The organism is Rheinheimera texasensis, assembly GCF_964031785.1.
Taxonomy (GTDB): domain Bacteria; phylum Pseudomonadota; class Gammaproteobacteria; order Enterobacterales; family Alteromonadaceae; genus Pararheinheimera; species Pararheinheimera texasensis_A.
In genome coordinates this window covers 201,522-224,149 of record NZ_CAXIRE010000024.1, presented here as the reverse complement: position 1 = coordinate 224,149, position 22,628 = coordinate 201,522, and the positions used below count along the sequence as shown (strand labels likewise).

The 22,628-nt window shown below is 52.9% G+C and carries 25 protein-coding genes; 15 read left to right on the top strand and 10 right to left on the bottom strand.

All coding sequences use genetic code 11. The annotated features are described in order from the left end of the window. Positions 1–5: 5 nt before the first annotated feature. The 5 genes from pheS to dapA all read right to left on the bottom strand — a co-directional run bounded on the left by pheS (position 6) and on the right by dapA (position 5,311). The gene (gene pheS / locus ABNT34_RS19635; RefSeq protein ID WP_031570964.1) at positions 6–986 is read right to left on the bottom strand and encodes a phenylalanine--tRNA ligase subunit alpha; all 981 of its coding nucleotides are present in this window, start codon (positions 984–986) and stop codon (positions 6–8) included. A gap of 114 nt (positions 987–1,100) precedes the next feature. Then, positions 1,101–1,835, bottom strand: coding sequence for a DnaA regulatory inactivator Hda (gene hda / locus ABNT34_RS19630; RefSeq protein ID WP_348734598.1), 735 nt, complete (start codon positions 1,833–1,835; stop codon positions 1,101–1,103). Positions 1,836–1,846: 11 nt separating this feature from the next. Beyond that, positions 1,847–3,154 carry a DUF2066 domain-containing protein gene (locus ABNT34_RS19625; RefSeq protein ID WP_348734597.1) on the bottom strand — a complete coding sequence of 436 codons (1,308 nt, stop codon included), beginning with the start codon at positions 3,152–3,154 and terminating at the stop codon, positions 1,847–1,849. 185 nt (positions 3,155–3,339) lie between these two features. Further along, entirely contained in the window at positions 3,340–4,398 is a 1,059-nt protein-coding gene (gene bamC, locus ABNT34_RS19620; protein ID WP_348734596.1) for an outer membrane protein assembly factor BamC, read from the bottom strand. Positions 4,399–4,435: 37 nt separating this feature from the next. Further along, the gene (gene dapA / locus ABNT34_RS19615; RefSeq protein ID WP_348734595.1) at positions 4,436–5,311 is read right to left on the bottom strand and encodes a 4-hydroxy-tetrahydrodipicolinate synthase; all 876 of its coding nucleotides are present in this window, start codon (positions 5,309–5,311) and stop codon (positions 4,436–4,438) included. A gap of 142 nt (positions 5,312–5,453) precedes the next feature. Between dapA and ABNT34_RS19610 the strand changes: the two genes are divergently transcribed. From ABNT34_RS19610 to ABNT34_RS19585, 6 genes are all read left to right on the top strand, one after another. Next, entirely contained in the window at positions 5,454–5,981 is a 528-nt protein-coding gene (locus ABNT34_RS19610) for an ACT domain-containing protein (protein WP_348734594.1), read from the top strand. Between the two features lie 23 nt (positions 5,982–6,004). Then, positions 6,005–6,466 (top strand): thioredoxin-dependent thiol peroxidase, encoded by a 462-nt coding sequence (gene bcp / locus ABNT34_RS19605; RefSeq protein ID WP_348734593.1) that lies wholly within the window; start codon positions 6,005–6,007, stop codon positions 6,464–6,466. Positions 6,467–6,518: 52 nt separating this feature from the next. Continuing rightward, positions 6,519–7,127: a glutathione transferase GstA gene (gene gstA / locus ABNT34_RS19600; protein WP_348734592.1), complete on the top strand. Its 609-nt coding sequence runs from the start codon at positions 6,519–6,521 to the stop codon at positions 7,125–7,127. A 10-nt stretch (positions 7,128–7,137) separates the two neighbouring features. Then, positions 7,138–8,241 carry a PQQ-dependent sugar dehydrogenase gene (locus ABNT34_RS19595; protein WP_348734591.1) on the top strand — a complete coding sequence of 368 codons (1,104 nt, stop codon included), beginning with the start codon at positions 7,138–7,140 and terminating at the stop codon, positions 8,239–8,241. A 4-nt stretch (positions 8,242–8,245) separates the two neighbouring features. Further along, entirely contained in the window at positions 8,246–10,273 is a 2,028-nt protein-coding gene (locus ABNT34_RS19590; RefSeq protein ID WP_348734590.1) for a TonB-dependent receptor, read from the top strand. Between the two features lie 80 nt (positions 10,274–10,353). After that, a complete protein-coding gene (locus tag ABNT34_RS19585) occupies positions 10,354–11,193 on the top strand; it encodes a transporter substrate-binding domain-containing protein (RefSeq protein ID WP_348734589.1) in 840 nt (279 codons plus the stop codon). Here the strand turns inward: ABNT34_RS19585 and ABNT34_RS19580 are convergent. Beyond that, the gene (locus ABNT34_RS19580) at positions 11,132–12,181 is read right to left on the bottom strand and encodes an AI-2E family transporter (RefSeq protein ID WP_348734588.1); all 1,050 of its coding nucleotides are present in this window, start codon (positions 12,179–12,181) and stop codon (positions 11,132–11,134) included. The two genes, ABNT34_RS19585 and ABNT34_RS19580, sit on opposite strands and share 62 nt — an antisense overlap. A 211-nt stretch (positions 12,182–12,392) precedes the next feature. On the opposite strand from ABNT34_RS19580, the gene ABNT34_RS19575 reads away from it, so the two are divergent. Genes ABNT34_RS19575 through ABNT34_RS19555 form a run of 5 tightly spaced genes read left to right on the top strand, consistent with a single transcriptional unit; the run spans position 12,393 to position 15,850 of the window. Next, positions 12,393–13,064 (top strand): hypothetical protein, encoded by a 672-nt coding sequence (locus tag ABNT34_RS19575; RefSeq protein ID WP_348734587.1) that lies wholly within the window; start codon positions 12,393–12,395, stop codon positions 13,062–13,064. Then, positions 13,065–14,507 carry a M48 family metalloprotease gene (locus ABNT34_RS19570; RefSeq protein WP_348734586.1) on the top strand — a complete coding sequence of 481 codons (1,443 nt, stop codon included), beginning with the start codon at positions 13,065–13,067 and terminating at the stop codon, positions 14,505–14,507. 7 nt (positions 14,508–14,514) lie between these two features. Continuing rightward, positions 14,515–14,859, top strand: coding sequence for an arsenate reductase (glutaredoxin) (arsC, locus tag ABNT34_RS19565; protein ID WP_348734585.1), 345 nt, complete (start codon positions 14,515–14,517; stop codon positions 14,857–14,859). Beyond that, the gene (locus tag ABNT34_RS19560; protein ID WP_348734584.1) at positions 14,859–15,425 is read left to right on the top strand and encodes an NAD(P)H-dependent oxidoreductase; all 567 of its coding nucleotides are present in this window, start codon (positions 14,859–14,861) and stop codon (positions 15,423–15,425) included. Before arsC ends, ABNT34_RS19560 begins: the two co-directional genes overlap by 1 nt. Next, positions 15,422–15,850, top strand: a complete 429-nt coding sequence (locus tag ABNT34_RS19555) for a DUF2069 domain-containing protein (protein WP_348734583.1) — start codon at positions 15,422–15,424, stop codon at positions 15,848–15,850. The genes ABNT34_RS19560 and ABNT34_RS19555 overlap by 4 nt, the downstream gene beginning before the upstream one ends. Here ABNT34_RS19555 and ABNT34_RS19550 read toward each other — a convergent pair. Next, positions 15,847–16,614: a transporter substrate-binding domain-containing protein gene (locus ABNT34_RS19550; protein ID WP_348734582.1), complete on the bottom strand. Its 768-nt coding sequence runs from the start codon at positions 16,612–16,614 to the stop codon at positions 15,847–15,849. The genes ABNT34_RS19555 and ABNT34_RS19550 overlap by 4 nt on opposite strands. Before the next feature lie 172 nt (positions 16,615–16,786). On the opposite strand from ABNT34_RS19550, the gene ABNT34_RS19545 reads away from it, so the two are divergent. Further along, positions 16,787–17,392 (top strand): LON peptidase substrate-binding domain-containing protein, encoded by a 606-nt coding sequence (locus ABNT34_RS19545; protein WP_348734581.1) that lies wholly within the window; start codon positions 16,787–16,789, stop codon positions 17,390–17,392. Here the strand turns inward: ABNT34_RS19545 and queE are convergent. Next, positions 17,389–18,054: a 7-carboxy-7-deazaguanine synthase QueE gene (gene queE / locus ABNT34_RS19540; RefSeq protein WP_348734580.1), complete on the bottom strand. Its 666-nt coding sequence runs from the start codon at positions 18,052–18,054 to the stop codon at positions 17,389–17,391. The genes ABNT34_RS19545 and queE overlap by 4 nt on opposite strands. An 87-nt stretch (positions 18,055–18,141) precedes the next feature. Here queE and queC point away from each other — a divergent pair, with 87 nt between their 5' ends. Then, on the top strand, positions 18,142–18,801 hold the full coding sequence (gene queC, locus ABNT34_RS19535) for a 7-cyano-7-deazaguanine synthase QueC (protein WP_348734579.1): 660 nt from the start codon (positions 18,142–18,144) through the stop codon (positions 18,799–18,801). Here the strand turns inward: queC and ABNT34_RS19530 are convergent. Both ABNT34_RS19530 and cysB read right to left on the bottom strand, forming a co-directional pair. Continuing rightward, entirely contained in the window at positions 18,789–19,682 is an 894-nt protein-coding gene (locus tag ABNT34_RS19530) for a LysR substrate-binding domain-containing protein (protein WP_348734578.1), read from the bottom strand. The two genes, queC and ABNT34_RS19530, sit on opposite strands and share 13 nt — an antisense overlap. Positions 19,683–19,822: 140 nt before the next feature. Beyond that, positions 19,823–20,800, bottom strand: a complete 978-nt coding sequence (gene cysB, locus ABNT34_RS19525) for an HTH-type transcriptional regulator CysB (protein ID WP_348734577.1) — start codon at positions 20,798–20,800, stop codon at positions 19,823–19,825. 162 nt (positions 20,801–20,962) lie between these two features. Between cysB and ABNT34_RS19520 the strand changes: the two genes are divergently transcribed. Further along, positions 20,963–21,649 (top strand): HAMP domain-containing sensor histidine kinase, encoded by a 687-nt coding sequence (locus ABNT34_RS19520; protein WP_348734576.1) that lies wholly within the window; start codon positions 20,963–20,965, stop codon positions 21,647–21,649. 149 nt (positions 21,650–21,798) lie between these two features. Then, positions 21,799–22,563 carry a hypothetical protein gene (locus ABNT34_RS19515; RefSeq protein WP_348734575.1) on the top strand — a complete coding sequence of 255 codons (765 nt, stop codon included), beginning with the start codon at positions 21,799–21,801 and terminating at the stop codon, positions 22,561–22,563. Positions 22,564–22,628 lie beyond the last annotated feature (65 nt).

Here is a 22,628-nt window from a genome sequence, read left to right as displayed (position 1 = left end):
CCGGCTTATTTAAATTGTTTTAAGAAACGCAGGTCATTCTCGAAGAATGAACGCAAGTCGGTGACGCCATAACGCAGCATGGTCAGACGCTCCACGCCCATGCCAAAAGCAAAACCGCTGTAAACTTCAGGGTCAATACCGACCGAACGCAGCACGTTCGGATGCACCATGCCGCATCCTAATACTTCCAGCCATTTACCGTTTTTGCCCATCACGTCCACTTCGGCCGAAGGCTCAGTAAACGGGAAAAATGACGGACGGAAGCGGATCTGTAAGTCTTCTTCGAAATAGTTGTTCAGGAAGTCGTGCAAAATGCCTTTAAGCTCGGTAAAGCTGACATTTTTGTCGACCATCAGACCTTCGACCTGGTGGAACATTGGCGTGTGCGTCATGTCGTAGTCGTTCCGGTAAACGCGGCCTGGAGAGATGATCCGCAGCGGCGGCTGTTCAGTTTCCATGGTGCGGATTTGCACGCCTGAAGTCTGCGTACGCAGCATCAGCTTTGGATTAAAATAGAAAGTGTCGTGATCAGCACGGGCCGGGTGATGCTCAGGGATATTCAGCGCATCAAAGTTGTGGAAATCATCTTCGATCTCCGGGCCATGTTTGACTTCAAAACCGAGTTCGCCAAAAAAGGTTTCAATGCGGCGAATAGTGCGCGTGACCGGGTGTAAACCACCCTGCTCGATGCTGCGGCCCGGCAGTGTCACGTCGATTTGCTCAGACGCCAGTTTTTGCGCCAGCACTGCGGCCTGCATGCCATCGCGGCGGGCGTTTAAAGCGTCCTGGACTTGTTGTTTCAGTTCATTGATTTGCGCACCCGCCACTTTGCGGGCTTCAGCGTCCATCGCGCCTAAGGATTTTAACAGCTCGGTGATGCTGCCTTTTTTGCCGAAATACTCAACGCGGACGTCTTCGAGCGCATTCACATCGGCGGCGTTGGCAACCGCCTGTAATGCGCTGTCTAAGATGGCAGATAGGTTCATGATTTTCCTCAGACCAGCCAGTTTGCTAAAACCGGTGATTTTACAACAATTTCGCCGCTTTTGGGCGCGCCAAGTCGAGGAAAATTTTAGCAAATCGCCGGAAAAACCAGCAGATCAGAGCTCTGTGGCGGGCAAAGTCGCAGCCAAAACGTCTTTGACAAAAGGAATGGTCAGCCGGCGCTGATGCACCATCGAGGCTTTGTCGAGTAAATCCAGGGTATCAACCAGGGCGCGGATATCCCGTTGCTGGCGGTTTAGCAAATAACGCGCGACTTCGTCGGGCAAATCTAAACCGCGCACCCGGGCTTTTTGCTGCAGCAGTTTTTGTTTGTCATCATCGCTGAGCAGCCGCAGCTGAAACACAGTACAAGCCTGTAAGCGAGAGACCAAATCCGGCAGTGTAAAGCCAAGCGCGGTCGGCTGGTCGTCGGCGACAATGATCAGTTTTTTACCATGTTCAGCCAGGCGGTTGTACAAATCAAACAAGGCCACCTGCCAGTGTGAATCACCGGCGACCGCGCCGATATTATCCAGGCAAACCAGGTCGAGCTGCTCCAGATTATCCAGCATCCGTGGGCTGTACTGGGCAAATTCATCGAGCGCCAGCAACTGACTGGTGAGGCCCAGCTCCTGTGCCTGCACGCAGGCGGCATACAGCAAGTGAGACTTGCCACTGCCAGATGCGCCAAACACAAACACCGGCGGCTGCGGCTTGCCGCTATTTGACGTTTCAGGCTGCAAGTACTGACGGATATAAGCCACGGCCGGACTGCTGTCTGCACCGTAAAAGCTATGCAGAGTTTCGTCGTCCGGCAAAGTCACTGCAAGCGTAAACTGCGTCGGCTGCATCGGCGTTTGCATTATTGGCGACGGAACAAATAACGGCTGCTGATCACCAGCGCTGCACTAGCAGAACTCGGTCCACCTAACTGGGGCAACGCAGGATCTGTCGTACCCGCCACCGGCTCAGGCTGTCCGCCCGCCAACGCGGCTTCCATCGCCGCTTCGGCATCGGTCAGTTCGCCTGAGTTCTGCACTGGCGATGCCGCCGGGGTTTCAGCTGCAGGTGCACCTTCAGCCGGCTGGCCAGCTGCGGTATCTGCTGCGACAGGCTCAGATGTGACAGTTTCAGGCGCAACAGCCTCTGGCTGCGGCGTCAGTTCTTTGACCAGACTTAAGGCGCGGTAAAACTCATCGGGACTGGCGGCGAGCTGCAGCTGCAACACGGCCTGTCCGGCCTGATACTGCAATAGCTGATGCTCGCGCACAGTCAACATACTGCTGAATAATTGCCGCAGTGCCACTAAATCGCTCAGACTGCTGACCCCGTCAAAGGTCAGTTGCAGGCTGCCGGAGGCGGCATCACCACCGGCGCTGATGCGCACGGCATAACGCGAGGCCTGCGCCGCGGCCAGTTCCGCACAGAACTGCTGCGCCAGCGCCATGGCATCGGCGTTCAGCAGCTCTTTACTTTGCACGGCGCCGTCTAGCAGCTGCTGCCAGGTCAGACGGAACTGTACTAAGCCGCTGGCGTCGGTCAGCTGATCAAACAACAGGTTATAGACTTCAGTGGCCTGATACCGCCCGGACGCCTGTTGCAACAATGCCCAGTCGCCGCCCCAGCTGGCAGTTTCATTGACCAGAGCACTGTCGGTTTCATCATAAAGCGGGAATTGCAGGCTCAGGCCGTAGCGGCCGGCTTGCTGTAGCAGTGCTTTACGCAGCGGATGTTCCGGACTTAACACAAACTGCGGTGTCTCAACCGGCCGCTCGGTCAGCCATAACAGCACATCAGGCCGGCGTGGCCCCCACACTGGGATCTGCAGACTTTGCAGCAGGCGAGTAATTTTCTGGCCGTCGAGCGTGACTAATAACTGCGACTGACCATCTTGCTGCACCTGTTGAAACTGCACGACAAACTGACCACTGTTTTTCAACGCGTCCGCGATGCCGGCCTGGCCAAGTATCGCTTCGCCGCCGGTGAGTTTGACCAACACGTCTTGCAAGGCTTGCCGTTGCCACTGCGACTGACTCTGCCCTGCCGCCACTTTCGCCTGATACAAATCGGTCAGTTCCGCTGCTTTGGCCTGCGTGTTCAGCACCGCAGATACCAGTAAAGCAGCATGGAGCAGACGCTTAATACGACCAGGCATAGTAGGGGTTGGCATGATAAAAACTCCGCTGATTCAGACCAGTGTGCAATGCACAGTCTGGCGCTGGTCAGTTGCACTCAAACAACGGTGACCAGCTGGAATAAAGAACACATATTGTGCCGCAATACACTGCGGTTTTGCCAAAAAACAAAGCGCAAAGTCAGAGACTTCGCGCTTTTATCTGTCACCGGAATCTCAGATCAGAGTTCCAGTTTGCCCTGGCGGATCGCTGCAGCAAAGACTTCGTACACGGCGTCTAAGGTGGTTTGGTCCAACACTTTGCCGTCTTTGTCTTTGATCTTAATCGCAGTGCCTTTATCGGTTTTGCCAAGCGATAACTGATATTCACCAGCGGTCAGCGGTAACTCAGGTAATGCGTCATCACCCCAGATGCTGTCCCAGAAACCTTGTTCGGCTTTGACGTACTTAACGTAATAGACATAATCCGACTGGTTAAGATCTGTCACTTCCAGCCCGACTTTTTCCAGCAGCAGTTCAAGCTGCGACCAGGCCACGTCAATTGGCTGGGTCGTCAGCATCACTGGTTCCTGTTTGTCGTTGACGGCGCGCGTCAGCAGAACATCCGGCAGTTTGGCTTTGGCTTCACGAATGGCCGCCAGTTCAACAGTCGCAACGTGGTCGATAATGCGGTTTAAAAAATGCACTTCTTCGCGGCGCTGGCTGATTGGCGTCAGTTTTTGCGTCTCGTCGGTGTATTTATGTTCCAGCAGTTTGACCTGCACTGCGATAGTGCGGCCGTGGCTGCGTGGCTCTAATTGCACGCTGAACTTACTTTGTTGGGTTAATTCCTGCCCTTTCCACAGCCACCAGCCGGTTTCCTGATATTCGCTGACCCAGCCGGTCTGCCATTCCAGTTGTTTTGGCTGGTTCACTTCGATGCTGTTTTTGCTGAAATAGCTGTTGATGTTGTTCTGTAAATAAGGCATCAGGTCGCCGGTGAACTCTGAACGTTCAAACCAGACCCGGGCTTCTTTTTCTTCTTCTTCCACCCGCGCGTTAGTGGCCACAGCCAATACCTGCATTGGTGCCCGCAGGTCCATTTGTTCTGGCGCGACGCCAGATGCTACTTTGGCCGGTAAATCGTATTGACCTGGTTTTTTTGGCGCTTTTAAGCCGGCCGGGATTTTTAAATCGGCGATACGCTGTTCATTAACAGCGGTTTTTTCTGCGGCGGGCCACAAAGAACAGCCAGATAACAACAAAGTGGCTGCTACTGCGCCAGGGATCCAATAATGCACCTAAGCACTCCTACTGAAGAAATTGTCAAAAATTCGGTTACAGCTGCGCTGCGTGCAGCGCTTGTTCGATTACGGGCTGGTGAATTGGTTCCAGCTGTGTCAAAGGTAAACGGGCAAAATCCGACGAAATCAGCCCCAGGCGCAGCAGCGCCCATTTGGCCGGGATCGGGTTGCTTTCGATAAAGAGGTCACGGTGCAGTGGTTGCAAAGTGCTGTCAACGCTTTTCGCCTTGACACTGTCACCGGAGCGGGCGGCACTAATCATCGCTGACATGGCTTTTGGCGCCACGTTGGTGGTGACTGAAATCACGCCGTGCCCGCCCTGCAGCAGGAAATCACAGGCACTGGCGTCATCGCCGCTCAGCAGCGCAAAATCCGCCCCGACCAGCGCCTGTATGTCGCGTAAACGCGTAAGATTGCCAGTAGCTTCTTTGATGCCGGTGATATTGCTGATCTTTGACAGCTCCGCCACAGTCGCCGGCAATAAATCAACGCCAGTGCGGCCAGGAACGTTGTAGAGCAGCACTGGTTTGTCAGTGGCTGCGGCCACTGCACCGAAATGCGCCAACATGCCTTTTTGGGTCGGTTTGTTGTAATAAGGCGTCACAGTCAGGAAACCATCAATCGCCATTTTATCCAGCGCTTTGGTTTTTTCGACAGCTTCTGCTGTGCTGTTAGAACCGTTGCCGGCGATAACCTGGCAACGTCCCTGCACATGGTCGATAACAAATTGCAGCACAGTTAATTGTTCAGCGAATTCGATGGTGGCAGCTTCGCCTGTGGTACCCATGATGATCAGGCCATCGGTGCCGTTATTTAACTGATAATCGAGCAGCCGTTTGAGGCTTGGGTAATCCACCTGTCCATCTTCAAACATTGGGGTGATAAGGGCAACGTGACTACCACTGAACATTTTAACTGCAGCTCCATAAAAATCAGGCTGCTCATATTAATGACGGCGCGGTCTTAACACAAGCGCACGTTCCGTTCCTGATGAAATTTCAAAGGATTATGTTACACTCCGGGCCTTCTTGATTTCGGATTTATGCACGCTCATGCCGCAACAACTGGTCGTTACAGCCATAGGTACAGACCGTACAGGGATCGTCAGTCAGCTGGCCCGGCTGGTCACTGACTGCAACTGCAACATCGTCGACAGCCGGATGGCCATTTTTGGTAACGAATTTACCTTTATTATGCTGCTGTCCGGTGACGCCGCGGCGATCAGCAAAATCGAATATCTGCTGCCTAGCTCGGCTTTTGAGCTTGATCTGCTGACGATGTCCAAACGTACCAGCGCCTGCACATTGCCGACCTTGTCGGCACCTTATATTGTCGAATACACAGGGATTGATCGCGTCGGCACTTTAGGCGCTATCTCCAGTTTGCTGGCAGAACACCAGGTCTATATCGGCGCGCTGAAATCTGAGACGCTGCAATCGGACCCGGCACAGCCGCCGCAAACCCATACCGTGATGACAGTGCAGTTACCGCAAGGCCTCGACAGCGACAAAATCAAACGCCTGTTGCAGGCTAAATTTAATCAGATGCAACTGCAAGGCCGCTTTGAGCTGCAAAGCTAAGCGCCTTACATACAGGAGTGTTTATGCAAACTTTAGCTGCCGGTCAGCCGGCCCCGGATTTCGCGTTACTGAATCAGTCTGGTGAGCAGACAACCTTAAAAGGCCTGCTGGCCAATCACCGGGTGCTGTTATATTTCTATCCAAAAGCCATGACGCCGGGCTGTACCGTGCAGGCTTGTGGGCTGCGTGATATCAAGGCTGAACTGTCAGCGAAAAATGTCGTGGCTGTGGGTGTCAGCACAGATCCGGTGAAAAGCCTGGCGAAGTTTGTCGAACGCGACCAGCTCAATTTCATGCTGTTGTCCGACCCGGAGCATCAGCTGGCTGAGGCCTTTGGCGTCTGGGGCGAGAAGAAGTTCATGGGAAAAATTTACGATGGCATTCACCGCATCAGCTTTCTGATTGAACAGGATGGTGTGGTGAGCCAGGTATTTGATACTTTTAAAACCAGCAACCATCATGAGGTAGTGCTGAACGCGCTATAAGCGTGGTTACATTCATATCCCGGTGGCCTGCCACCGGCTCAGGAGCCTTGTTATGAAGTTATATTTTGCCCCTGCCGCCTGTTCGCTGGCTTCCCATATTGCGCTGGAAGAGGCCGGACTTAAACATGAAATTATCCGGGTCGACCTGCGCAGCAAAACCCTGCCCGACGGCAGTGATTACCGCCAGATTTGTCCACAGGGTTATGTGCCGGCATTGCAGCTGAAAAACGGCGAACTGCTGACCGAAGGCCCGGCCCTGTTGCAATACATTGCTGACCAGGCGCCGGCGACCAATCTGGCTCCGGCCAATGGCAGCTTTGGCCGGTATCGCCTGCAGTCCCTGCTGAATTTTATCGCCACTGAACTGCATAAGAATTTCTCGCCGCTGTTTGACCCAACCGCTGCGGATGTCACTAAAGAAGCCGCTCGTCAACGGCTGTCGCATCGTCTCAGTCAGACCGAAGCGCTTTTGGGCGCACAAAACTTTCTGCTTGGCGATTATTTTACCGTCGCAGATGCCTATTTGTTTACGGTATTGGGCTGGGCACGGATGGTTCAGGTAGATCTGACACCATACGCGCAATTACAACAGTTTCAGCAGCGGGTGCTGGCGCGGCCTGCAGTGCAACGAGCGATGCTGGCTGAAGGCCTGAAAGTTTAAGGAGATCTTGATGCGTATTTCTATGCTGGCGCTTGCCATTCTGAGTAGTGTTGTTGCCGCAGATCCGGCTTTTGTCGCAAGCCAACAGGGCAACTTGCGGATAGATACTGTCGCCACCGATTTAGCCCATCCCTGGGGCATCAGTGTGCTGCCGGATGGCCGTTTGCTGGTGACAGAACGTGATGGCCGGCTGCGTTATATCGACAAAAGCGGCCAGCTCAGTGCGCCCATCAGTGGCTTACCGGCAATTGTTGTGGCCGGCCAGGGCGGTCTGCTCGATGTGCTGACCGACAAAGATTTCGCTAAAAATCAGACTATTTACTTAAGCTACGCCGAACCTGGTGCTGATAACACCAACAGCACCGCAGTCGCCCGCGCCACGCTGGACGGTCAGGCACTGAAAAACTTCAAAGTCATCTTCAGTCAGACGCCCAAAGTCGACAGCAAATACCACTTTGGTGGCCGGCTGGTGCAACAGGCCGATGGCAGTCTGTTTGTGACTATGGGCGATCGCGGCAATCAACGCGAACTGGTGCAGGATTTATCAACTTTAGTCGGTAAAGTCGCGCACATCACACCAGATGGCGCAGCGGCGCCGGGTAACGTGCTCGCAGCTCAGAGCAAAGCCCAACCGCTGATTTGGTCGTATGGGCATCGCAATATTCAGGGGGCCACTTTGGATGACAAAGGCAGGCTCTGGACCCATGAACACGGTCCACAAGGCGGTGATGAAATCAATATCACTGTTGCCGGTAAAAACTACGGCTGGCCGCTAATCACTTATGGTGAAGAATATGGCGGTGGTGTGATCGGCACCACCAGCAAAGCAGGCCTCGAACAGCCGCTGCATTATTGGGTGCCGTCAATTGCCCCGAGTGGCATGTTGTTTTATCGCGGCGCTATGTTCAGCAAATGGCAAAATAATCTGTTGGTTGGCTCACTGAAATTCGGCCAACTGGTACGGCTGGAAATCAAAGACGACAAAGTCAGCCACGAAGAACGCATCCGTATTGGTGCGCGGGTTCGGGATGTCGAAGTCGCACCGGACGGTGCTGTGTATTTGCTGACCGACGAAGACAAAGGCGCAGTGTTACGCCTGACCCCAGCCGGCTGATCCAATGCTGTTGTGGTTACCCGTTAGCAGTATGACGTTGCTGGGCAGTGCGACATTGCCTGCCGGCACGGATTTACTCTATGCAACCGCACCGGATCCCATTGAACGGATCGCGGTGCGCACCGGCCCTTTACCCGTGAGCTGGTTGCAAAACCCGGCCGCGCTCAGTGTGCAGCCGCTCAATCCGGCACTGCAAACTGACGCGCTGGCGCTGTTGCAAGGCATCGCCGGTCTGCAGGTCGATGTACGTTCTAATCTGGCGCAGGACAGCCGCCTCAGTCTGCGTGGCTTTGGCAGTCGCAGCAGCTTTGGCGTCAGAGGCCTGCGCATGACGCTGGATGGCATTCCGCTCACCACGCCGGATGGGCAGACCCAACCCAGTGCTTTATTCACAGCCGATCTCGCTGCAGTGTCTGTACTCAAAGGCCCGTTTGCCGCCTTGTATGGCAATGCAGCCGGCGGCGTGGTGGCTTTTGACAGCAAACCGACCGAGCCGGGTCTGCTGCAGCTGCAGCAACAACAAAGCAGCACCATGCGCCAGCAACTGCTGCGCGCTGACAGCGATTTCGGCACCCTGATGCTGCAGCAAGCTGACTTTCAGGGGACCCGCCCACACAATCGCGCTGAACGTCAGGCTGCTCTGTGGAAACAGCAATGGCAGCTTGGCGATGATATCCGGCTTAATGCCCGGTTTGACTGGAGCCGCGACCCCAGGCTCGATGACCCCGGCGCCTTAACGCTGACCGAATGGCAAACGAACCCTGAGCAAACCTCAGCATTAGCGAGTCGTTTTGACAGCCACAAAAGCACCCGCCAGCAACAGGCTGGTATCAGTTTGCAAAGCAGCGACTGGCAGTTCAGTAGTTATCTGACTTCACGGCAAATCAATCAGTTTTTAACCCAAAGCGGTGAAGCTATTACCAGCGCCGGCGGCATAGTGCAGCTATCTCGGCAAATGGCCGGCTTGCAATGGCAACAGCAACACCAATGGCAACAACTGGCATTGCAATGGGGGCTGAGCCACGAACAAAGCCGTGATGAGCGCCAGGGCTATGTCAATCAGTTTGGTCAGGCCGGCGCGTTACGTCGCGACGATCGCAGTGACAGTCGCAGTCAGGATGCCACACTGCGCCTGAGTTATGCGCTGACGCCCGCTTTATCGCTGTTTGCCGGTGGCCGGCTGGCATTTCTGAAATTTTCCAGTCAGGACTTTTTTATAGTGCCGGGCAATCCGGATGACAGCGGCGAAAAAAGCCAACAAGGCCATGCCCACGCGCTTGGTTTTTCTTATCAGCTCACCGATGAATTGACCTGGCATGCCAGTTCAGGTCGTGGTTTTGAAAGCCCGACCCTGACTGAAATGGCGTATCAGCGCAATGGCAGTGGCCTCAACCTGCAGTTAGAAGCCGCGCAAAACCGGCAGTGGGACAGCGGTTTAAAATGGCTGAAGCAGGATAATAACGGCCGACGCAGTCAGGTCCAGTTTGATGTGTTTTATTTGACTAGCAGCAATGAACTGGTCGTTGACATCAGCAGCGGTGGTCGGACCGTATTTAAAAATGCTGCCGGCACCAGACGCTATGGTACAGAACTGAGCATGGCGCAGCGCTGGTCTTCGGGCTGGCAAGCGGAATACAGCTACAGTTATCTGGATGCGGTGTACCAGAATCCGGCAGAACCCAGCCATGGCCTGCAATTGCCCGGCGTCGCCAGTAACCAACATGCGCTGCGGCTGAGTTTCGCGCCTGGCGAGCACTGGTTTGCTGCAGCGGGTTATCGTCGGCTCAGCCGGGTCGCGGTCGATGACCGTCATGCACAGTTTGCTCCGGGTTATGGCCTGTTTGACCTACAGACCGGCTGGTCAGCTCAAGCCGGCGTTATGCAATGGCGCTTTGATTTGTCTGCGCAGAATCTGACCAATCAGCAGTACGTTGGCGCTGTAGTAGTGAACCAGAGTTCTGGCCGCGCCTTTGAACCCGGTATGCCAAGGCAACTGAGTGCTGGAATCCAGCTCAGTTTTCAGTTACTCTAAGGACCTCTCTACAGGACAGATTTCCGCAAGGATCACGACAAAGTCAGCGGCCACTCAGAAGTCAGGTGCGTATGCTCACTATGTTCAAACAAAGCTTGTTAGTCCTGCTGTTCTGTCTGCTGCCGTCGGCACTGACACCGTTGTTCGCTGCGCCGCCATTGCGGGCAGACATGCCGGTGCTGAAACTCGCGATGTACCACAGCCCACCCTATTATTTTACCGAAGACGTTGCTGAACCTCATGGTTTGTCGCTGGATTTGCTGAAACCGGCAGCACGTCAGCTTGGGCTTCGCATTGAAATCGTCACCTGCCCTTTCCCACGCTGCCTGAAACTGGCTGAACAGGGCGAAGTTGATATCGTGGCAGGTTTGATTAAAACGGATGAGCGCGAAAGCTACCTGCATTTTATTCAGCCGGCCATGATGAATTTTGTTTCTTCTTTTGTCTTTTATAGCCGGCACGGCCAAGACCATGACATTCATTCCGTGGCGGATTTAAGCGGCCACAGCGTCACTGTGATGCGCGACGCCGCTTATTTTCCTGCTTTTGATCAGGCTGCTGATTTTGAAAGAGTCCCGGTCAATTCTGAAGCCAAAGCGCTGGAGCTTGTGCATAAAGGCCGCGCCGATTACGCCATTACCATTGAGCAGACAGCCGAAGGATCTTTTGCTCAGGCCGGCCTGCAACTCAGCGACTTAAAGCGCCAGCCGTATCATGTAAATCAGAATATTCGCGGTTATATGGCATTCTCGCGTCAATCGCCTAACTTTCAGCTGGCGGCCAAACTGGAGCAGATGCTGGAGCAACAATATCGCGCCGGCATGTTTCATTTGCTGTGGCAAAAATACCACCTGCCGGCTATTCAGAACCAGGCACAAAAGCCTGTAGCAACACCTTTAACAGCGACGCCAGCGGAATAGCCAGCACCACGCCCCAAAAGCCAAACAGACCCCCAAATACCAGCACCGCCAGCATGATGTAAAACGGATTGATATCGACTACCCGACCAAATAACCACGGGACCAGAATGTAAGCGTCCAGCAGCTGCAACAACAGATAACTGAATAAAATCCAGCTGCTGGTGCTGCTGAGCCCCCATTGACTGATTGTCACCAACACCACAGGCACAGTCACTACGGCTATTCCCAGATATGGGATAAACACGGACAAGCCAACCAACAGCGCCAGCAACAAGGCGTATGGCAGAGCAAACAGGCTGAACAGCAAATAACAGCTCAGCGCCAGCAAGACCAGCTCCAACAGCTTTCCCTGAATGTAGCCCAGCAGCTGATGATCCAACTTTTGCCAAACCGGTTTTAACAGAGCACTGCTGGTAGGGAACTGCTGTTGCAAACCAGTCAGCAAAGCTGTTTTATCTTTGAGCAGAAAAAACATCATCATCGGTAACAACACCAGGTACACCAACAGATAAAACACACCGGCAACACCGGTCAGTGACGAGGCCAGAATTGTATTGAGGAAATTCAGGCTTTGCCCTTCCAGCCGCTGCAGTAACAACGTCAGCTGACGTTCGCTGAGCCAACCAGGCTGTGCCAGCCAAAACTGATCCAGATACAACCGACCCGTTGCTGCCAGCTCCGGCAGAGCCAGCCAAAAAGCCTGCCCCTGCTGCCACACCAGTGGCAACAACATCGCGAGCAACCACCACAACAACGCGATCAGTGCCAGCATGGTCAGCGCCACAGCATAACCCCGCGGCATCGGCAGGCGCTGCAGCCACAATACCGGGCGTTCCAGCACATAAGCACCACACAGAGCCAGAAAAGCCGGCAACAACACATCGGCGAAAAACAGCGCAATTCCCAACAACACCAAGATGTGAACCAACAGCAGAAATGCCGGAGATCCCGCAGCGCTGCGCAACAGTGGTGGCCAGATATTACGCATTTGATACTCCTGCCTGCAGGTCTGTCTTGCTTGTAGTCACGGTTCCCGCCAGAATAAACACTGTCCGCGCTGGAAATGCCTCGCCGGCTACCCAACAGCCGCAGAAGTTGTGATACATTTTAACTCTATGACAAAACAGCTGCTTTTGCCGGAATTTGCCGACGACGCGGCCGAAAAACCTACCATCCGGCGCGGCCAGGAGGAATAGTTCATGTCGCAACATGGCAACAAACACAAATTACCGCCAAATCCATCGCTGAAAGACATCAACTGGTACAAAAAACAGATTAACTGGGGTGAATTGCCGCCGTTTTATCATATGGTGTCGCAGTCACTGGGCGAATCAGAAGGCATGCTGACGCATGGTTTTGATACCGCCGTGAAAAAAATCATCGATAAACGCAACTGGAATCTGCAATTACTGGGCGGCTATATCGATGACAACAATGAGATCCATTGCGACAATAAACCGCGTATTGCGCTGTATCAGGTTTTTTCTGAACGCGGCTTTGAACTTCATGCTATCCCGTATGCCAAAGACCAGGAGATTGACCAGTATGTCAAAGGCAACCGGTTGATGGAGTTCAATTTGTGGGACCCGGTATCAATGCGCTTATTGTTACGGGTCAACCAGTTACATAAATTTATCGGATATTACTTTGAACACGGCGACGATGCCGACTTCGCACTGATCCTGCATGCGCACAAAACGGTGCATAAAGTGATTCAATTCATGCAGCAACATCTCAATGTGCAGAAAGTTGAAGGCATCACCATCAAGGCGTTTTTTGAAGCACAGGAAAAACGTCTGGGTCAGGCCGATGCTGATGCCCTGCAGCTGCAAGGTTTAAAATCCGGTTTACAAGGTGAGCAGAAGAAGTAGATGACGTATCTCCTGAAAATTGCGTTTTGTTCGATGTTCGTGTTGCCCCTCACCGCGGCGGCAGTAAACCCCACCACTTTGCCTGATTTAGGCACTAATGCCTTCTCCAGTTTGTCACCGGAAAAAGAGAAAATTATCGGTGACATGATGCTCAAACAAACCCGCGCACAGCTGCCGATGGTCAACGACCCGTTATTAGACGAGTATTTGCACACACTGGGCCAGGCGCTGGTTGCCAAAGCGGAAGGTGTGCGTTTTCCTTTTTCATTTTCCTGGGTCAACAGCCCGGATATTAACGCCTTTGCCATGCTTGGTGGCAATATTGTATCAAATACAGGCACACTGGCTGCCGCCGACAGTGAAAGTGAATTCGCGTCGGTGATGTCGCATGAAATCGTGCACGTGACGCAGCGCCATATCGCCCGCGCAGTCGAAGCAAAATCGCAGAATGCACCGCTCACCCTGGCATCTTTACTGGGCTCGATTTTATTGACCATTGCCAATCCGGAAGCAGGTATGGCGGGTCTGATGGCCACTCAGGGCGTCGCTGCGCAGCAGGCGATTAATTTTACCCGCAGCAATGAGCAGGAAGCAGATCGCATCGGTATTCAGTTACTGGCCAAAGGCGGCTATGACCCTTATGCCATGCCGGAATTTTTTAACAAGCTCAGCGAAAAGACCCGTTTTAGTAATACCCAGCTGGCGTTTTTATATACTCACCCGCTGTCACAGGCGCGGATCAGTGACTCCCGGGTGCGTGCCGAACAATTCGAGCGGCGTTTTGTCCCTGACAGCAGCGATTTCGCGCTGGCTAAAGCCCGGATCTGGGCCCGTTATCAGTTAAAAGGCAAAGATGCGCTGGCTCATTTTCAGAAAAAGGTCGCGACGCCTGGCGGCAATACTAAAGCCAATCAATATGGCCTGGCGCTGACTTTATTTGACAATGGCGATGTCAGTGCGGCGGAGCAAATTTTGTTGAAACTGCGCGCGCATGACGACAAAAATCTGTTTTATATCGATGCCATCACCGACGTCTACATTCAGTCTGGCCGCAGCGAAAAGGCGCTGCAGTTACTTGAGCAGGAATATCTGTTGCGGCCGAATAATCAGGTGATCACACTGAACTACGCCAATGCGGCGCTGGCGGCGAAATCCGAACGCCTGGCGCTGCACCTGCTGAAAAATCTGCTGTATTTCAAGCCTGATACCTATCTGGCGTATGAAATGCTGATCGATACCTATAAATCGATGAATGATATGGCAAAGTATTTTGAAGCCCGCGCAGATTTGTATTATCAGCTGGCGATTTATCCCAAAGCTATTGATGATATTAATGAATCTCTGAACCGGTTAGCCGCCACCGACAAGCTGGAAAGCCGCCGGCTGGAGGCGAAGAAAAAGCAATGGCAGGCCGAATTCACCCGGTTAAAACAATTAAACTGAGACCAAGATGCTGAAGATTTACCACAATAACCGCTGTTCAAAAAGCCGGGAGGCTTTGGCACTGCTGACAGAACGCGGTCTGAAGTTTGAAGTGGTGTATTACCTCGAAACCCCACCGGATCAGGCGACTTTGCAGGCACTGCTGCAAAAGCTTGGTGTTCAAGCCCGGCAGTTGTTACGCAGCAAAGAAGCAGAATACAGCCAGTTAGGCCTGGACAATCCGGCGCTGACTGACGAACAGCTGATCGCTGCAATGATCAAGCACCCCAAACTGATTGAACGCCCTATTGTTGAATGGCCAGATAAAGCCGTAGTGGCGCGTCCGCCCGAGTTGTTGCTGGAACTGCTGTAATGCCGGCAAAGGTACTGATTTTGTATCATTCGCGGCATGGCTCAGTGCAGCGGCTCGCCGAAAAAATCGCCGTAGGTGTGCAGAGCGCCGCAGCTGAGGCGATGTTGCGTTGCGTCGCCCCTTGGCCAGCAGATCCGCCGCCCGCTCACCCGGTCGTGACAAAAGCCGAACTGGTGCAGGCAGACGCACTGGCTGTAGGCAGTCCGGTGCGTTTTGGTCAGATGAGTTCAGAAATGAAATACTTCTGGGAGCAAACCTCAGATCTCTGGCTGCAAGGCGCTTTGATTGATAAACCGGCCGGTGTGTTTACCTCATCGTCTTCAATGCATGGCGGCCAGGAAGCCAATCTGCTGGGCATGATGTTGCCGCTGTTACACCACGGCATGGTCCTGCTCGGTCAGCCTTATGATGTGCCGGCGCTGCATCAGACTCAAAGTGGCGGTACGCCTTATGGCCCGACCCAGGTCACCAGCCACGGCACCAGCAGTGGATTAACCACCCACGAACATCACCTCTGTCTCGAATTTGGCAAGCGGCTGGCCCGCTTTGCCGGGAAACTACAATGAAAGTGTTATTTGAACAACAGGCGCCGTTGGCGCCATCCACCCGACGTTTGCTGCGCATCGGGCAGCTGGGTTATCTGGCGCTGTTTTTACTGATCCCGGCCTGGGTGCTGTGGCTGTCACCACCTGAGCTTGGCAGTTCGCGGGTGTTACTGGCGCTGCTATGGGGCCCGCTGTGGTTACCGCTCAAAGGGATCTGGCAGGGTAAAGCCTATACCTTTGCCTGGGCCAATTTTATTGTGATGATTTATTTTGTGCACGGCCTGACACATATGTGGGTCAGCGGTGGAATGGCTTTTTATCTGGCACTGGCCGAAGTGCTGTTTGCCAGTCTGATGTTTTACGGCTGCACCTACTACGCCCGCGATCGCGGTAAAGAGTTGGGTTTAAAAATTCCGAAACTAAAAGATGATCCGGTTGGCCGCTAAGCCGGTCCACCCGTTTTGTATTTCTGAATGAGCTGCTCAATCACGCCTTGCGCTTTTAGCCGGCTAAAAGCGCGTAAAATCGCCTGGCGTCGTGGTGATTGCTGGCTCACCGCACAAAAAACTCCGGGCGGCTCACTCCAAATCGGCTCTGCAACAAACTCGGTGTCGAACTGCTGGCGATCCAGCAGATAAAAGTAACTCAGGTCGACCGCCATCACCGCGTCGAGCCGGCGCTGCGCCAGTCGTTTCAGGTTACTTTGCAGTGAGTGCGCATCATCCCGCACAATCAGCCGTTCACTGAACGCCTGTTGTAATTCCGGATAAATAAAACCAAAAGTGGTGCCGACTCTTTTGTAATACAGATCAGCCAAGCGGCGGATGGGGGCGCTGTCACTGCGACGGATAATCAATTGCCGGCTGAAAAACAAAGTATCAGTCCAGTCAAAACGTTGCGGCTGGCTGACCCAGTCCGGATTGAGAAAACAACCGACTTCAGCATCACCAGCCACCAACCAGGGTTCGAGCCGGGCCCGCGGGATATCCAAATACTGCACCTGACTGCGTAGTTCCAGCGCTACTTTATCGAGAATATCTTTGGCCATGCCGCCGGATAAATGGCCACCGCTATTAAAAATCGCAAAGGGGACGGCGTTGGTGTCACTGACCGCAGCTTTCAGTGGCGGTGACAGCACGTTCAGCGATTTAATACCCTCAGCCCCGGCCAGTCCTGCGAAACAGGACATCAGCAGTAAAACCAGATGCATGATGCTGTTCGCCGAGTTGCGGACGCACTGAAGTTTTATCATAACGGGCACAACCTCTGCTGACGTCTTATGACCAACATAACAAAAAAATGCCAGATTTTCAGCCGGCAAACACAAATCCAGCGACAGAACTACACCGTATCACGCCACAGTCAGGATCAGAGTGTTGTTTATGTCCCAAACGATTGCGTTATTTCCGTTAAGCCAGATTGTGTTACCGCACGGCCGGATGCAACTGCGGGTATTTGAACCGCGTTATCAGCGCCTGGTTCGCGAGGCGCAGCAACGCCCTTTTGCCAGCGCTTTGCTCAACCCTTATGTCCATCAACAACATCAGGCGCGCATCTTCCCGCTGGTGACTTTAGTCCGCATCATCGATTTTTGTCAGCTGCCAGATGGACTGCTGGGTATTACCATCGAAGGGGTGGAGCGCCAGCGCATTATCAAACGCTGGCAGGAAGCGGACCAGCTGCATATTGCGCAGACGGAAGCCTTACCCCAATGGTCTGAACTGGAAATCAGTGCGGCTGCACGGCCTCTGGTGCCCGCGCTGCAACAGGTTTATCAGCAAAATCCACAACTGGCGGCGTTATACCCGTCACCAGACTGGCACAACGCCAGCTGGCTGGCACAACGTTGGTTGGAAGTGCTGACTATGCCGCCACAGTTAAAATTTGAACTACTGAGTGCCGACCAGCCGGGTCCGACCCTTGATATGTTACAGGAATGGCTCAGTGAGCAGCAGTCAACAGAACAAGCGCCAGACGCAATGAACTAGTTAATGCCGAGGTATTTGTGCACCTGCACACTGAGGCGCCAGTTGTGTTGTTTGCACATATCGATAGCCAGCGCTGTGGCCTTTGCCTTTTGGCTGATCGGTTGCAAATAGATTAATTTTCCCGAACTATCAAACGATTGCAAAAGCGCTTGCAACTCTTCGATGTGTTTTTCCATCGCCACCGGATGTTTGATTTCATTGGCGCGCACCAGACAGCTGGTCAGTACCGGGTAGCCGCCTTTCATATTCACCTTGGGCGAGACTGTGACCCAGGTTGACGCCGGTGCCAGAATTTCAAAAGTGCCGCTGGTTTCGATTTGGCTGCTGTAGCCGTTGGCATGCAACAGTTCACACAGTGGGTTCAGATCATAGATACAAGGTTCGCCACCGGTGATCACCACATGGCGGGCGCGATAACCGCGGCTGCGGAATAACGCCAGCAAATCGTCAGCATTGGCATTGGCCCAATGATCCGACTCGGCTTTTTTGCTGCTGGTGTCACTGAGCGCAATCAATAAATCCGGCACAATTTCCCAGGTATGTTTGGTGTCGCACCAGGCGCAACCGACCGGACAGCCCTGCAGCCGGACAAAAATCGCCGGCGTACCAGTATAACTACCCTCACCCTGAATGGTTTCGAAGATTTCATTGACTTTATACACAGTGCTTGGATTTCCTTTAGCATCGGGCTGAATTGCAGTACAATGCGCGCCCCAAATTTGTTGGCCATTATAACGGGAGCTTGCCAGATGCCGCAAAAAGTTGTTGTGATTTATTCCGGTGGTATGGATTCTTTTACCGTATTACACAAGGCCATCAAAGACGGGCATGAAGTTTTTGCCCTGTCGTTTAATTATGGCCAGCGCCATGTCCGTGAACTGGAATGTGCAAAAGCGGTTTGTGCAGAACTCGGCATCAATCACAAGGTTGTTGATATTTCAGCGATTAACCAGCTGATTGGTGGCTCCTCTCTGACCTCGGATATCGAAGTACCGGAAGGCCACTACGCCGCCGACAACATGAAATCCACTGTAGTGCCTAATCGCAACATGATTTTGATTTCGCTGGCGGTGGGTTATGCCGTGTCGCTTGACGCACAGGCTGTGTATTACGGTGCCCATTCCGGGGATCACTTTATTTATCCGGATTGCCGGCCTGAATTCGTACAGAAGATGCATGATGTTTGTCAGGTCGCCAACTATGAACCTGTAGCTATTATCAGCCCGTACCTGAAACAGACCAAAATCGAGATCCTGCGCGACGGCCTCGCGATGGGGCTGGATTACAGCAAAACCTGGACCTGTTATAACGGCCGGGCCAAAGCCTGTGGTAAATGCGGCTCTTGCGCCGAACGGCTGGAAGCCTTTCAGTTAAACCAAGCCACTGATCCGCTGCCCTACGAAGCCTGAACCGGTGCATGGAGCTGCAGCAGCTGATACAGCGCCTGCACGGCGCTGTGGTTATCACCACGCCGGCTCGCCAGATACATAGTGCGTTTTAAACCTTGTGGCCCAAGTGGCCTCGTCACAATCAGCCCTTGGCTTAAAAATGGTTCGGCCAGCCACAACGGTAACACCGCAATCCCCTCGCCGGCGGCGACCAGCTGTAACATCTGACTGGCCTGCGCCACTTGCCGGCGTTCACCCCTAAATTCCAGATCTTTGAGAAAATACCGAAACAAATCCTGCCGCTCCGGCGGAATTGGGTAGCTAAGTAAGCGCGCGTTTTGTAAATCAGCCGGCGTCAGCCAGGGCTTCGCCGCAAGCGGATGCTCAGGCGCCAGGTAAGCCAGTAGTTCCAGCTCAAACAGCGGCTGATAGCAAACCTGACGCGGCAACCGCGCGTCAGTGGTCAGCACTAAATCCAACTCGCCGGCCAGCATGGCTTCAATGGCATGATGCTCAATCTCTGTATCCAGACTCAGGTTCACTTGCGGATATTGCAAGCGGAACGCTTTGACAGCCGGTAACAGCCAATGAAAACAAGCGTGACATTCGACCGTCAGGCGTAGCTGGGCCGGCAGGCCAGGTTGCTGGCGCAGTTGCTGCTGCACCGCTTCGACTTTTGGCAGCACCTCATCTGCCAGCTGCAATAACAGCTGCCCTTGCCAGCTGAATTGCAGAGGTTGCGATTTGCGCACAAACAGTGGCTCGCCAAGCTGCTGCTCAATATCTTTTAACTGGTGCGATAACGCGGATTGCGTCACAAATAACCGGCTGGCCGCGCCTTGCAGCGAGCCGGTTTGTGCCAAAGCGCGCAGCGTTTTGAGCAGCTTAAAATCCAGTTGCATGCATCACCTTCTGCAGCAGGAACCCTGATTAACATGCACTGTACCCACTTTATTTAGACATATCAACATCTGGATGGCTAAAACAAAAAGGACAGCTAATGCTGTCCTTTTTAAGTTTCAATTGTAAGTCTCAATAGCGCTTAACGCACCGGCAATTCAAACTTGGCAAACATCCGGTCGATTTCTTCCTGATTACGCAGCATATTGGCGCGCTCAACCACGTCCTTGGTCAGATGTGGGGCAAAACGCTCAATAAAATCATACATATAAGTGCGCAGGAATGTGCCTTTTCTGAAGCCGATTTTGGTGGTCGACGCCGCAAATAAATGACTGGCATCAATAGCGACCAAATCAGTATCCAGCGTTTTATCCATCGCCATCGACGCGATGACTCCGACGCCAAGACCGAGCCGGACATAAGTTTTAATCACATCGGCATCGGTCGCTGTGAAGACAATTTTCGGCTCCAGGCCTTTTTCGCCAAAAGCGCGGTCCAGCTCGGAGCGGCCGGTGAAGCCAAATACATAAGTGACAATCTGGTACTGCGCTACATCTTCAATTTCGATTTTGCGCTGTAAATTCGCCAGCGGGTGGTCGGTGCGCACGATCACGCTGCGGTTCCAGTGATAACAAGGCAGCATCACCAAATCGCTGAATAAATGCATAGCTTCAGTCGCAATGGCAAAATCGGCTTCACCACGGGATGCCGCTTCTGAGATCTGCTGTGGCGTGCCCTGATGCATATGCAACGACACTTTGGGGAATTTCTTGATAAAACCACCAATAACGCCAGGCAGCGCATAACGGGCCTGAGTATGTGTGGTGGCTATATTGAGTTTGCCCTGATCGGGTAAAGTATGTTCCTTCGCTACCGCTTTAATACTTTCGACTTTAGCCAGAATTTGCTGCGCGATTTCAATCACATCGCGCCCGGCAGGTGTGACATGGGTTAGATGTTTGCCGCTGCGGCCAAACACCTGAATACCTAATTCGTCCTCCAGCATCCGCACTTGTTTACTGATGCCGGGTTGTGACGTATACAGACTTTCTGCCGTCGCCGACACATTCAGGTTATGGTTTAACACTTCGACAATATAACGGAGCTGTTGTAATTTCATCGGTCAGGCTTTCCATGGTTGACGGCCAATGGCAATAATAAATCGGGCTAATTATTCCAACGATTCATTGTTTTTTATTTATGTATAACTAATAGTAGCTAAAAAACCAATCAGACTGTAGTACTTTTTCCTTCAAATCACTGAACTTCACAGGAGCATGTGGTGGAACATCCTGAAATAGATTTCGCGACTGTGCTGGCGTCCGGCGTGCACGACATGAAGAACTCATTGTGTATGCTGATCCAGTCGATGGACGTGCTGCAACAAGAGCTGGCGGAAAAATCCATCTCAGCGAGTCAGGAGCTTGGCCGCATTCATTACGAGGCTACCCGCCTTAATACCAATTTGCTGCAGCTGCTGTCGCTGTACCGCATTGAAAAAGATCAGTTGCCGCTACACATGGACGAATACAATGTCGACGATTTGTGCGACGAGATCCTGCTGAAAAATGCCTTATACAGTCAGCAACGCCATATTGAAGTCACCAAAGACTGCCCCGCCCGGCTGAGTTGGTTTTTTGACAATGACCTCGTCAGTAACCTGCTGAACGATATGTTCGTCAATGCGCTGCGGTATTCGGCCAGCCGTTTGTTATTAAAAGCCAGTCTACAACAACAGCAACTCGTGATAGAGCTACATGATGACGGCTCAGGTTATCCGCCGGACATGCTGGATAACAGTGATGAAGGCATCAATAATCTGAATCTGGCCGCTGGCCGCACCGGGCTTGGCTTGTTTTTTGCTCATATGATTGCACGGGCACACCGTAACCGGCAGCAATGCGGTCGTATTGAATTATCCAATGGCGGTGAATTCGGTGGCGCTGTGTTCCGTTTAATTCTGCCGTGATGCAAAAAACAGCGTAAAATTAATCAGTTCAGGCTGTGAGCGGACGGCGGATGAAACCGTCTCGTTTTACAAACAGCACCAGTGCAAAGATTGGTATTTTGCCGCGTTTCTGTTTAAGATGCGAAGGTAAGACCAAAGCAGAGGTTCAGATGGCTTTTACAGTAATTGTGGTGCTTTTCATTGGCTTATTGGTGATCTCTGTGGTCGCCAGCGCGATGCAGCAGCACAAAGAACGACTGGCCACGTTAAAACGCGCCGAATTCAGTAAACTGCGGGGCATGCTGGAAGATACCGAAGAGATCCTGCTGAACGCCGCCAACGTGCCATTGACGCCGGGGATAGTACAAATGCTGCTGACCCGCATCGTCTATACCCTCAAAGCCATGGTCGAACTGGAACCCGGTTCCCGCGATTTAAAAAGCCGGCTGGCCGATACTGAAAAACGCTTGTCAGAGCTGACCAAAGAAGGTTCGGGCGGTTCAGAAAATATCAGTCTGCCCGATAACGACAAACAAATTATCAGCATGATCCAGGGTATTAAAAAGCTCAGGACTATTTTGCGTGCCGAACACGCCCGCGGCAATATTGATACTCAACTGGTGATCCAGGAAGACCGTCGGCTCGAGAACCTGCAACTACGCATTAATGTTGAAAGCCAAATCAAACGTGGCAATCAGGCCAGAGCCAATCAGTTGCTGGGTTCTGCGCGTCAATGTTATGAAAAAGCTCTGGTGACACTCAGCAACGCCAGCCATGTCGATGAATATGTGCAGTCACGCCGCTCAGAAATGAACAGCATCCTGCAAGAAATTGCCGAAGAGTTGAAAGAAGGCAACCTGCGGGACCGGCAGAAAAAAGCCGAACAGGAAAACAACGACCTCGATGTGTTGTTCGCGCCGAAAAGAAAATGGTAGTCCTCTAACCCGTCTTATTATCACTTCAGCATTCGCACAAACAACAAAGCCCCGCATGCGGGACT

What these genes read in the sequence shown, in the direction of transcription:
- pheS (WP_031570964.1), bottom strand. Translation starts at nt 986, where the DNA reads ATGAACCTATCTGCCATCTTAGACAGCGCATTACAGGCGGTTGCCAAC.
- hda (WP_348734598.1), bottom strand. Translation starts at nt 1,835, where the DNA reads ATGCAGCCGACGCAGTTTACGCTTGCAGTGACTTTGCCGGACGACGAA.
- ABNT34_RS19625 (WP_348734597.1), bottom strand. Translation starts at nt 3,154, where the DNA reads ATGCCAACCCCTACTATGCCTGGTCGTATTAAGCGTCTGCTCCATGCT.
- dapA (WP_348734595.1), bottom strand. Translation starts at nt 5,311, where the DNA reads ATGTTCAGTGGTAGTCACGTTGCCCTTATCACCCCAATGTTTGAAGAT.
- ABNT34_RS19610 (WP_348734594.1), top strand. Translation starts at nt 5,454, where the DNA reads ATGCCGCAACAACTGGTCGTTACAGCCATAGGTACAGACCGTACAGGG.
- bcp (WP_348734593.1), top strand. Translation starts at nt 6,005, where the DNA reads ATGCAAACTTTAGCTGCCGGTCAGCCGGCCCCGGATTTCGCGTTACTG.
- gstA (WP_348734592.1), top strand. Translation starts at nt 6,519, where the DNA reads ATGAAGTTATATTTTGCCCCTGCCGCCTGTTCGCTGGCTTCCCATATT.
- ABNT34_RS19595 (WP_348734591.1), top strand. Translation starts at nt 7,138, where the DNA reads ATGCGTATTTCTATGCTGGCGCTTGCCATTCTGAGTAGTGTTGTTGCC.
- ABNT34_RS19590 (WP_348734590.1), top strand. Translation starts at nt 8,246, where the DNA reads ATGCTGTTGTGGTTACCCGTTAGCAGTATGACGTTGCTGGGCAGTGCG.
- ABNT34_RS19585 (WP_348734589.1), top strand. Translation starts at nt 10,354, where the DNA reads ATGTTCAAACAAAGCTTGTTAGTCCTGCTGTTCTGTCTGCTGCCGTCG.
- ABNT34_RS19580 (WP_348734588.1), bottom strand. Translation starts at nt 12,181, where the DNA reads ATGCGTAATATCTGGCCACCACTGTTGCGCAGCGCTGCGGGATCTCCG.
- ABNT34_RS19575 (WP_348734587.1), top strand. Translation starts at nt 12,393, where the DNA reads ATGTCGCAACATGGCAACAAACACAAATTACCGCCAAATCCATCGCTG.
- ABNT34_RS19570 (WP_348734586.1), top strand. Translation starts at nt 13,065, where the DNA reads ATGACGTATCTCCTGAAAATTGCGTTTTGTTCGATGTTCGTGTTGCCC.
- arsC (WP_348734585.1), top strand. Translation starts at nt 14,515, where the DNA reads ATGCTGAAGATTTACCACAATAACCGCTGTTCAAAAAGCCGGGAGGCT.
- ABNT34_RS19560 (WP_348734584.1), top strand. Translation starts at nt 14,859, where the DNA reads ATGCCGGCAAAGGTACTGATTTTGTATCATTCGCGGCATGGCTCAGTG.
- ABNT34_RS19555 (WP_348734583.1), top strand. Translation starts at nt 15,422, where the DNA reads ATGAAAGTGTTATTTGAACAACAGGCGCCGTTGGCGCCATCCACCCGA.
- ABNT34_RS19550 (WP_348734582.1), bottom strand. Translation starts at nt 16,614, where the DNA reads ATGCATCTGGTTTTACTGCTGATGTCCTGTTTCGCAGGACTGGCCGGG.
- ABNT34_RS19545 (WP_348734581.1), top strand. Translation starts at nt 16,787, where the DNA reads ATGTCCCAAACGATTGCGTTATTTCCGTTAAGCCAGATTGTGTTACCG.
- queC (WP_348734579.1), top strand. Translation starts at nt 18,142, where the DNA reads ATGCCGCAAAAAGTTGTTGTGATTTATTCCGGTGGTATGGATTCTTTT.
- ABNT34_RS19530 (WP_348734578.1), bottom strand. Translation starts at nt 19,682, where the DNA reads ATGCAACTGGATTTTAAGCTGCTCAAAACGCTGCGCGCTTTGGCACAA.
- cysB (WP_348734577.1), bottom strand. Translation starts at nt 20,800, where the DNA reads ATGAAATTACAACAGCTCCGTTATATTGTCGAAGTGTTAAACCATAAC.
- ABNT34_RS19515 (WP_348734575.1), top strand. Translation starts at nt 21,799, where the DNA reads ATGGCTTTTACAGTAATTGTGGTGCTTTTCATTGGCTTATTGGTGATC.